At 60.9% G+C, this 12856-nt stretch carries 14 protein-coding genes and 1 other RNA gene; 6 read left to right on the forward strand and 9 right to left on the reverse strand.

The genetic code is table 11. The annotated features are described in order from the left end of the window. Nucleotides 1-8: 8 nt before the first annotated feature. A complete protein-coding gene (locus tag HBH25_RS07965) occupies nucleotides 9-1775 on the forward strand; it encodes a GspE/PulE family protein (protein WP_168083255.1) in 1767 nt (588 codons plus the stop codon). A gap of 92 nt (nucleotides 1776-1867) precedes the next feature. Then, complete coding sequence (locus tag HBH25_RS07970; RefSeq protein ID WP_168083257.1) at nucleotides 1868-2185, forward strand: DUF2388 domain-containing protein; 318 nt, start codon at nucleotides 1868-1870, stop codon at nucleotides 2183-2185. Nucleotides 2186-2281: 96 nt separating this feature from the next. Here HBH25_RS07970 and gcvH read toward each other — a convergent pair whose 3' ends face one another. The 8 genes from gcvH to HBH25_RS08010 form a co-directional block, all read right to left on the reverse strand. Continuing rightward, nucleotides 2282-2665, reverse strand: a complete 384-nt coding sequence (gene gcvH, locus HBH25_RS07975; RefSeq protein ID WP_168083259.1) for a glycine cleavage system protein GcvH — start codon at nucleotides 2663-2665, stop codon at nucleotides 2282-2284. Between the two features lie 42 nt (nucleotides 2666-2707). Continuing rightward, nucleotides 2708-3787, reverse strand: coding sequence for a glycine cleavage system aminomethyltransferase GcvT (gcvT, locus tag HBH25_RS07980; RefSeq protein ID WP_168083261.1), 1080 nt, complete (start codon nucleotides 3785-3787; stop codon nucleotides 2708-2710). Between the two features lie 84 nt (nucleotides 3788-3871). After that, a complete protein-coding gene (locus HBH25_RS07985) occupies nucleotides 3872-5458 on the reverse strand; it encodes an ABC transporter permease (RefSeq protein ID WP_420708449.1) in 1587 nt (528 codons plus the stop codon). Nucleotides 5459-5493: 35 nt separating this feature from the next. After that, on the reverse strand, nucleotides 5494-6495 hold the full coding sequence (locus tag HBH25_RS07990; RefSeq protein WP_168083263.1) for an extracellular solute-binding protein: 1002 nt from the start codon (nucleotides 6493-6495) through the stop codon (nucleotides 5494-5496). A gap of 116 nt (nucleotides 6496-6611) precedes the next feature. Continuing rightward, nucleotides 6612-7856, reverse strand: a complete 1245-nt coding sequence (locus tag HBH25_RS07995; protein WP_168083514.1) for a 2-octaprenyl-3-methyl-6-methoxy-1,4-benzoquinol hydroxylase — start codon at nucleotides 7854-7856, stop codon at nucleotides 6612-6614. Nucleotides 7857-7888: 32 nt separating this feature from the next. Then, nucleotides 7889-9088, reverse strand: a complete 1200-nt coding sequence (ubiH, locus tag HBH25_RS08000) for a 2-octaprenyl-6-methoxyphenyl hydroxylase (RefSeq protein WP_168083265.1) — start codon at nucleotides 9086-9088, stop codon at nucleotides 7889-7891. After that, entirely contained in the window at nucleotides 9085-10419 is a 1335-nt protein-coding gene (gene pepP / locus HBH25_RS08005) for a Xaa-Pro aminopeptidase (RefSeq protein WP_168083267.1), read from the reverse strand. Before pepP ends, ubiH begins: the two co-directional genes overlap by 4 nt. A gap of 20 nt (nucleotides 10420-10439) precedes the next feature. Next, a complete protein-coding gene (locus tag HBH25_RS08010) occupies nucleotides 10440-10994 on the reverse strand; it encodes a YecA/YgfB family protein (RefSeq protein WP_168083269.1) in 555 nt (184 codons plus the stop codon). 154 nt (nucleotides 10995-11148) lie between these two features. Here HBH25_RS08010 and HBH25_RS08015 point away from each other — a divergent pair, with 154 nt between their 5' ends. From HBH25_RS08015 to HBH25_RS08030, 4 genes are all read left to right on the forward strand, one after another. Continuing rightward, nucleotides 11149-11355 (forward strand): TIGR02449 family protein, encoded by a 207-nt coding sequence (locus HBH25_RS08015; protein WP_168083271.1) that lies wholly within the window; start codon nucleotides 11149-11151, stop codon nucleotides 11353-11355. Beyond that, the gene (locus HBH25_RS08020; RefSeq protein WP_168083273.1) at nucleotides 11355-11672 is read left to right on the forward strand and encodes a cell division protein ZapA; all 318 of its coding nucleotides are present in this window, start codon (nucleotides 11355-11357) and stop codon (nucleotides 11670-11672) included. The genes HBH25_RS08015 and HBH25_RS08020 overlap by 1 nt, the downstream gene beginning before the upstream one ends. Before the next feature lie 32 nt (nucleotides 11673-11704). After that, a non-coding RNA gene (ssrS, locus tag HBH25_RS08025) (6S RNA) lies at nucleotides 11705-11883 on the forward strand. A 61-nt stretch (nucleotides 11884-11944) separates the two neighbouring features. Beyond that, complete coding sequence (locus HBH25_RS08030; protein ID WP_168083275.1) at nucleotides 11945-12547, forward strand: 5-formyltetrahydrofolate cyclo-ligase; 603 nt, start codon at nucleotides 11945-11947, stop codon at nucleotides 12545-12547. 21 nt (nucleotides 12548-12568) lie between these two features. On the opposite strand, the gene HBH25_RS08035 is transcribed toward HBH25_RS08030, so the two are convergent. After that, nucleotides 12569-12709 (reverse strand): hypothetical protein, encoded by a 141-nt coding sequence (locus tag HBH25_RS08035; RefSeq protein ID WP_168083277.1) that lies wholly within the window; start codon nucleotides 12707-12709, stop codon nucleotides 12569-12571. Nucleotides 12710-12856 lie beyond the last annotated feature (147 nt).

Here is a 12856-nt window from a genome sequence, read left to right on the forward strand (position 1 = left end):
GACGCGTCATGGTCTTTGCCTCCTACACAGAAGATACGCCGCTCGACCTTGCTGAACTCCTCCAGGCACTGGTTCGCCAGAAGCGCCTTGCACCCGCAGCTGCCGACCTGGCGCTTAAATCTCGAAACGATAGCCCGGGCACTCACCCACTTGAATTCATCGCTGCACTGGCGTTGGACGACCTCATGGCGCCTGGGCAGCCATTGCACCTTGAAGCCCTCTGCGCCTGGTTGGCAGGGCATGTGGGGCAACGCTACGTGCGGCTGGACCCACTCAAGCTGGACCGGCGGCTGGTCACTACTTCTATGCCAGCCGCTTTTGCCCGGCACCATCAGATTCTGGCCGTAGCGGCGGATGAACACAGCCTCACCGTCGCAAGCGCCCAGCCGGGTATCAGAGGGTGGGAGGCTGACTTGGCCCAGGCCTGTGGAAAAACCATCCAGCGCGCGATAGCCAACCCTGCCGTGCTACGCCACTTGATCGATGATTCCTTCCAGTTGGCCCAATCGGTCAGTGGTGCCAAAAGCCAAGGGCCAGTGGCCTATGGCGATGCGTTCGAGCAACTGCTGCCCTTGCAAGGCGTGCAAGAAAGCGCAGCGAGCTACGAGGCGCCTGTTGTGCAGATCGTAGAGTGGCTGTTCAAGTACGCCTTCGAGCAAGGCGCCAGCGATATTCATATCGAGCCTCGCCGAGAGCACGGTGACATCCGCCTGCGGATCGACGGGGTACTGCGCGATGCCCACCAGTTTCCCGCACCTGTCACCCTTGCAGTCATCAGCCGGCTCAAATCGCTCGGGCGCATGAACGTTGCGGAAAAACGCAAACCCCAGGACGGCCGCGTAAAAACACAGGCACACGATGGCACCGTGGTGGAGCTGCGAATGGCAACCCTGCCCACGGCCTTTGGCGAAAAAATGGTATTGCGTATTTTTGATCCAGGCGTGCTCAAGCAAGGGTTATCAGCGCTTGGGCTTTCCCGCACTGACCTGCAGCGTTGGCAGGCACTGCTGGGGCGCCCTCATGGCATTATCCTGGTCACGGGCCCTACTGGCTCTGGAAAGACCACCACGCTATACGCCAGCCTGCATCAGCTGGCGACGCGGGCGGTCAATTTGTGCACCATTGAAGACCCTATTGAAATGGTAGAGCCTGCCTTTAACCAGATGCAGGTGCGCCCTGCCATCGAACTGGGCTTTGCCGAAGGCATACGAGCGCTGATGCGCCAGGACCCGGACATCATCATGATCGGGGAAATTCGAGACCAGGAAACCGCTCATATGGCGGTTCAGGCTGCGTTGACCGGGCACCTCGTGCTTTCCACCCTTCACACCAACGACGCGCCGGGTGCTCTCACACGGCTGCTTGAGCTGGGCATTCCCAGCTACTTGGTGAGGGCAACCCTGCTCGGCGTCATGGCCCAACGCCTACTGCGCCTGTTGTGCCCACACTGCAAGCGCCCACAGCCACTTACCGCAGTAGGTTGGCGCAGCCTCATGACCCCGGAGGAAGGCTTGTCTCGTACAACTGCTTATGAGCCCAAAGGGTGTGACCTGTGTGGTGGTTCAGGCTACAAGGGCCGGGCTGGGGTTTATGAACTGATGGTCATGGATGAGCCCTTGGCCCAGTGCGTTGTGCCAGCACCCGACCTTACTCACGTGAGGCAAGTGGCGTGCAAGCGCGGTATGAAACCCTTGCGCATGGCCGCCGCACGGCTAGTTGCCGCTGGCCAGACAAGCCTGGCCGAGGCCTTGCGGGTGGTCCCAGGGCTCACCTGAAGCCGCCATACTACACTGGGCACGTAGAGGAACTCTCGCCCTTAGCAAACGCTCAAACCGAATGGATAACAATACACACGGAGTACGCAGCCATGCGTGTCAAACTTGCTGTAGCAACCCTCGCACTCGCTTCCTTGCCCCTCGCTTCGGCCATGGCCGATCCCTTTTGGCGCAATGTGTTGTCTTCAGGCGCAACCACCGGTTCCACCTACCTGACGTCGCGTGATCACAAGTTGGTAGTGGCTACACAAGATGACGCCGGTAGCTTCGTGGCCAGCAACGGGGAAATCCGTGGCCCTTACCTTGAGGCTGCCATTACCCAGTTAAGGGCTGACCAGCCAGGCTTGAAAGCTTCCGACATGGACTTGGCCAACGCGATCCTTGCCAAAAACGCACTGGCTGACCAATAAGCATTCGAGCTGGTACGCAGGCTGGAAGCAGCCGCCCCTGGCGGGACTGTTCATGTACCCGCCATGCAGCTGCTGCCCAGCTCATCACTCATCAGCTCATTCGCCAATAGCGGACTTGTAGCCTTCGGCATCGAGCAATTTCTCAAGGTCAGCCGCGTTCGCAGGCTTAATCTTGAAGAACCAGGTGCCGTAGGGGTCTGTGTTCACACTTTCTGGCGCATCGCCCAAAGCTTCGTTGACTGCGACCACTTCGCCGCTAACGGGCGCATAGATATCCGAAGCCGCTTTTACCGACTCCACCACCGCAACCTGATCCTCAGCCGTCACTGATTTGCCGATATCGGGCAGCTCGACGAATACCACGTCACCCAATGCTTCTTGAGCGTGATCGGAGATACCGACGGTAACCGAACCATCGGCTTCCAGGCGGGCCCATTCATGGCTTGCGGCATAACGGAGTTCAGCGGGGATATTGCTCATGGGGGGTCCTCAAAGGTAAACGGGGCTTGCCACGGTTGGCGGTCAGATCAGAATTTTGCCATGCCGCACGAAGGTGGGTTTTACCACTCGCACAGGGTACCACTTGCCACGAATTTCCACTTCCGCCCGTTCGGGCGTGTGCCGGGGTACACGTGCCAGGGCAATGGACTTGTTCAGCGTAGGCGAAAAACCACCACTGGTGATTTCACCTTGGTGCTGGTTTAGGCGAACGACCTGATGAGCACGCAGCACACCCCGCTCTTCAAGCACTAACCCTACCAGCCGTGACGCCGGCCCACCGGCCATTTCTGCTTCAATGGCAGCGCGACCAATAAACGGGCGCCCGGCAGGCTCCATGGCCAGCGTCCACCCTAGGTTGGACACCCAGGGAGAATGCGCTTCATCCATTTCCTGCCCATAGAGGTTCAGGCCGGCTTCCAGGCGCAGCGTGTCACGTGCCCCAAGGCCGATGGGTGAAATACCGGCCCCTACCAGATCGTTGAACAGGGCACACACGTCCACTGCCGGTACGATGATCTCCAGCCCATCCTCGCCGGTGTAGCCCGTACGTGCGATGAACCAGCCGTGGTCTTCACCGGCTTCAAAAGGCTCCAGCCGACGAATCAACGCAGCGCGGGAACCGCCGAGCACGCTCGCCACCCGCTCCCGGGCAGTAGGCCCCTGCACAGCAAGAATGGCGACCTCTGCCTGCTCAATCACTTCTACGGCAACGCCTTCAGCCTGCAGGCGCAGCCAGGCGAGGTCCTTGCTACGTGTAGCCGCGTTGACGACAAGGCGGTAACTGGCCTCCCGCCGGTATACGATCAGGTCATCGATCACGCCGCCCATAGGATTGAGCATGGCACTGTAGAGCGCCTGACCTGCCACAGCTAGCTGGTCGATGTCATTGGCCAGCAATTGGCGCAACCAGGTGTGCGCTTCAGGCCCGGCGATATCGATCACGGCCATGTGCGACACATCGAACACGCCACAGGCTTGCCGCACTTCGTGGTGCTCTTCAACCTGCGACCCGTAGTGCAATGGCATGTTCCAGCCGCCAAAATCGACCATCTTGGCGCCAAGCGCCAGGTGCTGGTCGTACAGCGGTGTACGCAATCCCATGGCGCTCTCCTTCCCCGCGCTGCGAATGCGCGGCATTGTAGCCTTCATCCTGGCCTCTGGCACCCTGGCATATGAGTACAGTGCCTATGCCCGGGGCTGCGCTGAACGGCGGATCAGCATCACTACAGGCACCAGCCCCACCAGCACCAGGCTAAGCGCGGGTAACGAGGCCCGGGCCCATTCACCTTCACTGGTCATCTCGAATACGCGCACGGCCAGCGTGTCCCAGCCAAATGGCCGCATCAGCAGCGTTGCTGGCATTTCCTTGATAACGTCCACGAATACCAGCAAGGCAGCGCTCATGGCGGCTGGCGCCAGCAGGGGTAGGTACAGGCGCCTGAACAGTATGAAGCCACCTGAACCCAGGCTGCGTGCCGCCTCGGGCAATGAAGGCCGTACTCTTGACAGCGCTGCCTCCAGCGGCCCGTAGGCCACCGCCAGGAACCGCACCAGGCAGGCCAGCAGCAGCCCCGCCAGGCTACCGAGCAACACTGGCTGGGCAGGCCCGCCAAACCCGTGTACCAAAGGGATGACCACAACCCGGTCCAGGTAACTGAAGGCAAGCATGATCGCCACGGCCAGGACGGACCCTGGGAGCGCATAGCCCAGGTTCGCAATGGCAACACCCGTGCGCACTTCGAAGCGCGGAACGCGCCGCCGGGCAAACGCTAGCAGAAGCGAGGCCACCACAGTGAGCAACGCTACCCCAACCCCCAGGTACAGGCTGTGGCTGACCAGCGCCATGTAGCGTTCGTCCAGGTCGAACCGCCCTCGGCGCCACCACCAGAGCAGCAGCTGTAGCATGGGAATTGCAAATGCACAGGCGAATACGCCAGCACACCAGGCGGTGGCGAGCCAGGCCTTGAACCCTGTGAGCCGATACAGAGGGGCGGTTCGTGCCCGCTCATGGGCAGGGCCTGTTCGGCCACGGCTACAGCGCTCCACGCCGAGGCCGATCAGGACCATCAGCAGCAACAGGCTGGCCAGCTGGGCGGCTGTACCGAGACTGAAGAACCCGTACCAGGTCTTGTAGACAAGCGTCGTGAAGGTGTCGAAATTGAATACGGACACAGCACCGAAGTCTGCCAGCGTTTCCATCAATGCCAAGGACACACCAGCAGCGATCGCGGGGCGCGCCACGGGCAGCCCAACGCGCCAGAAAGCGCCCCAAGGCGTACAGCCCAGCAGCCTGGCGGCTTCGCTCAGCCCGCGCCCCTGCGCTAGAAATGCAGACCGCGCCAGCAGGTAGACATACGGGTAGAACACCAGCACAAGTACCGTAATCACGCCGCCTGTGGAGCGCACGCGTGGCAAGCGTGTACCCGCACCAAACCACTCCCGCAGCAGGGTTTGCACAGGCCCGGAGAAATCAAGCAAGCCCACAAATACGAACGCCAGCACATAAGCCGGTATGGCGAATGGCAGCATAAGGGCCCAATCCAGCCAGCGCCGCCCAGGGAATTCGCAGAGGCTGGTCAACCATGCAAGGCTGACACCCAGCAGGGTTACACCTATTGCCACCCCTGTAGCCAGCTTCAGGGTATTGCCCAGCACCCTGGGTAGCTGGGTGTGCCACAGGTGCACCCAGATATCAGCCTGGATATCGCCCCAGGCCGCTACCAGCACAACCATTGGCAGCAACACCAGAGACGCCAGCACGGCGGTGACCAAATACCAACGCCCTGTACCTGATGAAGCCGGGGCAGTCAGTTCCAGCCCGCCCTGTCCATGAGCCGGATCGCTTCAGCCTGCCGTTGCCCGGCAACCTCCACGGCAATAGGGTCTGCCTTGAATGTTCCCCAACTGGCCACTTCGGCAGAAGGCAGCACTTGAGGATTGGCAGGGAATTCCTGGTTCACCTCGGCAAAGATAGCCTGGGCATCGGGCCCGGTCAGCCACTCCATAAGGGCTTTAGCCGCCTGTGGATGAGGCGCATGGCGCGTAAGCCCAATACCCGAAAGGTTTACGTGAACACCCCGGCCTTCCTGATTAGGCCAATACAACCGAACCGGCAGGTTTGGGTTTTCCCGGTGCAGGCGACCATAGTAGTAGCTGTTCACGATGCCCACGTCGCATTGGCCGGCGGCAATGGCCTGGAGCACGGAAAGATCATCGGAAAACACATCGGTGGACAGGTTGTTTACCCAGCCGCTGACCACTTTCTCCGCTTCGGCTGGCCCGTGGGTTTCGATCAAGGTGGCCGTAAGGGACTGGTTGTACACTTTTTTGGCGGTGCGCAGGCACAGGCGGCCTTCCCAGGCTTCACCTGCCAGCGCCTCATACGTGGACAAGGCTTCGGGTTTTACACGGTCGGTCGAATAGGCAATGGTGCGCGCGCGAAGGCTGAGCCCTGTCCAGGCATGGGTCGAAGACCGGTACTGCGCGGGAATACGGGAATCGATAAGGGGGGATTCCACCGGTTGCAGAATGCCCATTTGCTCAGCTTGCCACAGGTTGCCTGCGTCTACGGTCAGCAGCAGGTCCGCCGGGGTGTTCGCGCCTTCGGCCTTGATTCGCTGCATCAGTGGCGCTTCCTTGTCCGTGATAAAGCGGATAGGCACCCCGGTATGCGCGGTATAGGCATCGAACACCGGCTTGATGAGCTCGTCGATGCGTGACGAGTACACCACCACTTCATCCTTGGCATAGGCCAAGGCACTGCAGAGGGAAAGCGCTAGCCCAGCGAACACGCGCGAAACAGGAGACATGGGAAAGGTCCGCAACAGCAAAGACGGAGATGATAAAGACTCTCGTTTTGCCGGACAAAGGCTTCCTAGGGCGCACTAGTTACTGAATGTAACTCAGCCCTCCACGCTTGGTCGCTTTACACATGGGGTGACGGCTCAACAGCTTTGGCCAAATGCGGTAAGTCCCCGCCAAGGCCCATTGCCTGCCGTACGAACAAGGCCTTGGCATCCGGTAAACGCTGCACCAGCGACAGGCCGGTATTGCGCAGCCATCTTAGGGGTAGTGGGTCGGCCTGGAACAGCCGCTCGAAGCCCTCCATTGCGGCCATCAGCGCAAGGTTGTGCGGCATGCGTCTACGCTCATAGCGGCTCAGCACACGTTTGTCCGCCAGGCGCTCACCCCGTTGATGAGCTTTCAGCAGCTCTTCAGCTAATACCGCCGCGTCCAGTAAGCCCAGATTTACGCCTTGGCCAGCCAGTGGGTGAATGGTATGGGCCGCGTCACCGATCAAGGCCAGCCCACGCTCCACGTAGCGCTGCGCATGACGTTGGCGCAGGGGAATGCACACCCGGGTATCGGTATGCAGCACGTTCCCGAGGCGATGCTCGAAGCGGCCGGCGAGCGCTGTGCAAAAGCCTTCGTCGCTCATGGCCATCAGGCGCTTGGCTTCCTCGGGCGTCGTGGACCAGACAATAGACGACCAGTATTCCCCCGCAGGGCCCTGTAGAGGCAGGAAGGCCAGTGGCCCATCGTCACCGAAACGCTGCCAGGCGGTGGCTCGATGGCTGAGTTCGGTGCGTACGCTGGTCACGATGGCGTGATGGAGGTAATCCCACTCCCGGGTAGCCGTTCCAGCCAATTGCCGGATCACTGAATGGGCACCGTCGGCAGCGACCACCAAAGGCGTGCGTACCTTCACGCCATCAGCCAGTGTCAGCAGGCGATCATCGCCTGAGTACCGCATCTGCTCCACCCTGGCTCCGCCCAGCAAACGGACGCCCCGCTGTTGCAGGGCATCGAGCAGGGCATCCTGGACCACACGGTTCTCGACAATATGGCCTAGTACGTTGGCACGCACACTGGCGGCACTGAAGTGCACGTTACCCGTACCGCTGCCTTCCCAGACGTCCATGTCCGTATAAGGGCTTACACGCCGGGCCTGCATGCCCTCCCACACGCCTAGTCGCTCGAAAATACGCTGGCTGGCAGCCGATAGCGCGCTTACCCTCGGCTCGAACGGGGCCGTGGGGTCAAAGGCAACCGAGGCCATTGGGCTGCCGTCGATCACCAGTACATCGAGGCCGTGACCGAACAAGGCCAGGGCTAGCGTACTCCCTACCATGCCAGCGCCAACAATCGTTACATCCGCTGTCATTTCCACGGGGTGGCCGCCTTTGCCAGTGGCTGTTGTATTCATCGAGGGGTAACCGGTGCGCGGCTACTGCCCAGGCCCATGGCCTGGCGCGCGAACCACTGACGTGCAGGGGGTAGAAGGTCCAGCCCGATCAGGCCAAGGTTACGCCCGTGAGCTACCCACTGGCCCGGCTGGGAAAACAGCCGAGTCACTTGGTCCGAAAAGCCTGTTGTCCATTGCTGGTCCCGTTGCTGAGCCGCCAGGTAACCGTGCAGGGTAGAAAGGTCTCCAGGCGCGTGATCGCTCGCCCCAAGGGCCAGGGCCAGTGCGTGCACATCACGCAGCGAAAGGTTGAACCCCTGGCCAGCGATCGGGTGCAGGCTGTGCGCGGCGTTGCCCAGCACCACCAGATGACGCCTTACCTGCTCACGTGCCTGAGACAATGACAGCGGGTACAGGCTGCGAGCCCCTACTTGGGTAAGCGAGCCCAGCCGATAGCCGAACCGGCGCTGGAGCTCAGCCAGGAAAGCGGCATCCGGCAGCTCGCGCAGCCGCTGTGCGTCGGCTGGCGTGCGGGTCCAGACCAAGGCACAACGATTATCAGCCAATGGGAGCAAGGCCAGCGGCCCGTCGTCGGTAAAGCGTTCGAACGCCTGCCCGTGGTGAGGCTGGTCGAAGCTGACGTTGGCGATCAAGGCCGTCTGGTCATAGTGCCGAACGCTGACCTCGATCCCCAGTTGATCACGTAACCCGGAGCGGCCGCCGTCGGCCAATACGGCCAGGGAACAGTCCAGCTGGGTTTCATCAGCCAGTGTCAGTTGGTAACCATCCGGTTTCGCCTGCAGTGCCACGACCTCGGCAGGGCATCGCCAGCTGACCACTGCAGGGTCCAGTGCCGCCCATAAACATTGCCCAAGCCAGGCGTTTTCAACCACATAGCCCAGCGCCGGTACACCTTCTTCCGTGGCGTCGAGCCGTGTGGCGCCAAAACGCCCGCGGTCTGACACATGAATGCGCCGAATAGGCTCGGCATGGCGCTCTATTTCAGGCCATACACCAAGCTGTTCATAGATAAGCCGCGTGCCGTAAGAGAGCGCAGAGCTGCGGGCATCGTAACTGGGCTGGTAGCCCTTTCCAGGGGCGAAAGGCTCGATAAGCAGAATGCTCCAACCTTTTTCTCGCGCCAGCGGCTGTAGCGCCAATGCCAGGCTGGCACCTACCAGGCCGCCCCCGATGATGGCAATGTCAGAGCGTGTCATGGGTTCACCGCACGCGATGCCGCCATCAAAGCCTCGATGTCGTCGATCGCCTTGGGTACGCCGCTGGTAAGCACCTCACAGCCTGTGCGCGTGACCACGACATCATCCTCGATACGTACGCCGATGCCACGCCACTTTTTGGCAACCTGCTCATTCTGGGGAGAAATATAAATGCCCGGCTCTACCGTCAAGGCCATGCCGGGTTCCAGCACGCGCCATTCGCCGCCCACCTTGTACTCACCCACATCATGCACATCGAGCCCCAGCCAATGGCCGGCACGGTGCATGTAGAAGCCACGGTGGGCCTCGGCAGCAATCAGTGTATCCACATCCCCCTCCAGCAGGCCCAGGCGAACCAGGCCTGCTGTAATCACCTTCACCGTGGCTTCATGGGCGAGGTTCCAGTGCTTGCCTGGCGCGATTTCGGCGAAAGCGGCCTCCTGGGCCTGTAACACGATCTCGTAGATAGCCCGCTGCTCAGGCGAAAACACGCCGTTTACCGGGAAGGTGCGCGTGATGTCGCTGGCATAGCAGTCGATCTCGCAACCGGCATCGATCAACACCAGGTCCCCATCGCGCAACAGTGCGTTGTTGTCTTGATAATGAAGAATGCATGTATTTCGGCCAGCGGCGACGATGGAGCCGTAGGCCGGCAGCCGAGCACCTCCACGGCGGAATTCGTAGTCCAGTTCCGCTTCCAGGCTGTATTCGTACAAGCCGGCGCGTGCGGCCTGCATGGCCCTTGTATGAGCCCTTGCCGAAATGGCCGCTGCCTCGCGCATCACCTTTATTTCAGCCGTGGACTTGTACAGGCGCAGGTCGTGAAGCAAGTGATCCAGCGCCACGAATTCCTTCGGCGGTTGCGCACCCAGGTTGGCTTTGGAACGGATCTGGTTCACCCATTCCATCAAGTGGCGATCGAATTCCGGATGGCTACCCATGGCGGTATAGACACGATCGCGCCCTTCGATCAGCCCTGGCAGGATGTCGTCGATATCGCTGATAGGGAAGGCATCATCTGCGCCGAAGTCTCCAATGGCGCCCTCTTGGCCAGCACGCAGGCCATCCCATAACTCTCGCAACGGGTCACGCTCCCGGCAGAACAGTACGTATTCCCCGTGCTCCCGACCCGGGATCAAGGCCATTACTGCCTCAGGCTCCCCGAAGCCGCTCAAGTACTGGAAATCGCTGTCCTGGCGGTAAGGGTGCTCAACATCACGATTGCGAAGGGCTACTGCCGCGGCTGGAAGAATGGCAATGCTGTTGGGGACCATTTCGGCCATCAGGGCCTTGCGCCGACGGGCATATTCGGGCTTTGGAATCTGGACCATGCGGCAGGGCTCCTGGGCAGTCAGTGCAAGGATGGCTTGGGCGCCGGTGCAACCGGTTTTGCCAGCTCCGAGTACAGCAGCAAAGGGGCGACTCGAAGGTATTCGGTCACTTCCATGTAGTCGGTTTCAGCTTCCTCGGACTCATCGAGCGCGTCCTGGATCTGTGCAATGGACGCCAGATCCTGAAGCACTTCCTGGGCCTCTTCGCTGAGTTTGGTACCGCCAGCGGCCAGCCCGAAGCCGGTCAGGAAACCTTGGCACCATTGGCCAAGCGCACCCGTGCGTTCGGCCAGCAGGAAATCATCGCCTGGCAGCAGCAGCACAACGGTCATGTCGGTGCTGGTGAGTTCGGCCTTCACCATTTCCTGCAGGCCTACCAGGGCCTGACGAACAGTGCCGTCAGCCGGCGCGCCAAGGACTTCAACAGCGTCGTCCAGCCAAGGCTCCGGTTCGAAGCCGGCGCCAGCGCAACTGCGCCCCAGCAGCAAGCCATGCAGTTCGGCAGGGGAAACGGGATACCCATTGTCAGCGAGCAGTGAGGCGAAGGCGGCGTACGGTGAAGTGGTGTTAGGCATAGGCGGCTAGGCGCCGGGCGGCGCAATGTCTAGAATGAAGGCTTCGTATCCTACACCGGCAGGATAGCCAAGGCCATCGACGCAACCGCCGGCCCATACTGTGGTCTGCATTCGATCACACCGCTCCATAACCAGGACATCCAACCGCCCAACCATGGAACAGAATGACCTGCAAGCGCTGATGGGCAAGATCGAACTGTTGATCGAACGCGTCGAGCACCTGAACCGGCAAAACGCCCTCCTCCATGCCCAGGAACGCACCTGGCGAGAAGAGCGAGCCTACCTGATCGAGAAAAACGAAGTCGCCCGCCGCAAGGTCGAGTCAATGATTTCGCGCCTCAAGGCCCTGGAGCAAGACTGATGAATTCGAGCAACAGCGTTACTGTGCATATCCTCGACAAGGAATACTCGATCATGTGCCCGCCCGAAGAGCGCGGTAACCTGATCAGCGCGGCGCGCTACCTGGATGGCAAAATGCGTGATATCCGCACAGGTGGCAAAGTCATTGGTGCCGACCGTATAGCGGTAATGGCAGCCTTGAACATCACCCATGACCTGCTGAACCGCAAGGAAACCAGCGAATCGCAGCCTGGTGCGGCTACCCGTGAGCAAGTGCGCGACTTGCTGGAGCGGGTAGACCTGGCGCTTGCCACTAGTCAGATCGCAACCAGAGGCTGATTCGTGGAGAAGGTTTGGGGTATACTGGTGCCCGCTCCCTGTAGTGCGCGCCAGTCGGTCATGTCCCTGAGCCGATACGCACAACCACGGAAGTTGCACGTCGGGGCTGGTGTGCATGTCCGCTCGACGGAAAGCCTGAAGGCCCCCTGTAATTTCCACCTTGAACTTTCGGGTTCAAGGGCTACACCGACAGCGGTACGTCGGGGAGTACCTTTTCTTGGCCCAGCCCTTGGGCACCCCAGGTTCCCCTGCTACCTCCGGAGCCTGCCTGCATGATTGAAGCCTCCAGCCTCACCCGTAGCCAACTGCGCAAAACGCTTCGTGAAGCGCGCAAGTCGCTGCCGCAAGCCCAGCAACGCAAAGCCGCAGCAGGCTTGTATCGGCAGTTGAGCCACAGCCCTGTGTTCCACCGAGCGCGCAGTGTGGCGCTCTACTTGCCCAATGACGGCGAAATAGACCCCCGCCCCTTGCTACGCTGTGCCCAGCGCCGAGGCAAGCATACTTACCTGCCCGTGCTCAGCCCTTGGCCAAGAACCAAAATGGTATTCCAGCGCATACGCCCTGGCGAGCGCCTACGGGCAAACCGTTTCGGCATTGCCGAACCTGTGCGCTGCCCGAGGAGGCAACGGCGCATCTGGGCGCTGGACCTGGTGCTGCTGCCATTGGTGGGCTTTGATGAGCTCGGCGGAAGGCTAGGGATGGGTGGAGGGTTTTACGACCGTAGCTTGGCCTACCGAACGCGCCGAGCGGCCTGGCGAAAGCCTACACTGCTGGGGCTTGCGCATGAATGCCAGAAGGTAGACAGGTTGGAGCAGGCCAGCTGGGACGTTCCCTTGCAAGGAACGGTGACAGACAAGCGCTGGTATTTGGCCTAGCCCAAACGGGCGCAGGAACGCTTAGCGCAACGGAACGGCATACACCGCTTCAGCAGGGTCGGTTGCGCTCCGCTCCCAGAAGTTCTGTGCATAGCCGGTAGTGACCACACCCAGGCCAAACAGAAAGACCAGTATCCACAGCAAGTCCGGTTTACGCCGCATTCCTGGCCCTCCTTAAGGCATTTCAATCACAGTGAGTGGTGGCTCAAGGCCCCTATTTGAGGCGCCTAGGCTTAAAATGGGCGCATTCTCCGACAGCTTTCCGTCACATGCAAACGTTGATTTTGACCAACCGTCGGGAGAATCAAC

Origin of the sequence: Pseudomonas quercus (assembly GCF_012033695.1) — a bacterium.
Taxonomy (GTDB): Bacteria; Pseudomonadota; Gammaproteobacteria; order Pseudomonadales; family Pseudomonadaceae; genus Aquipseudomonas; species Aquipseudomonas quercus.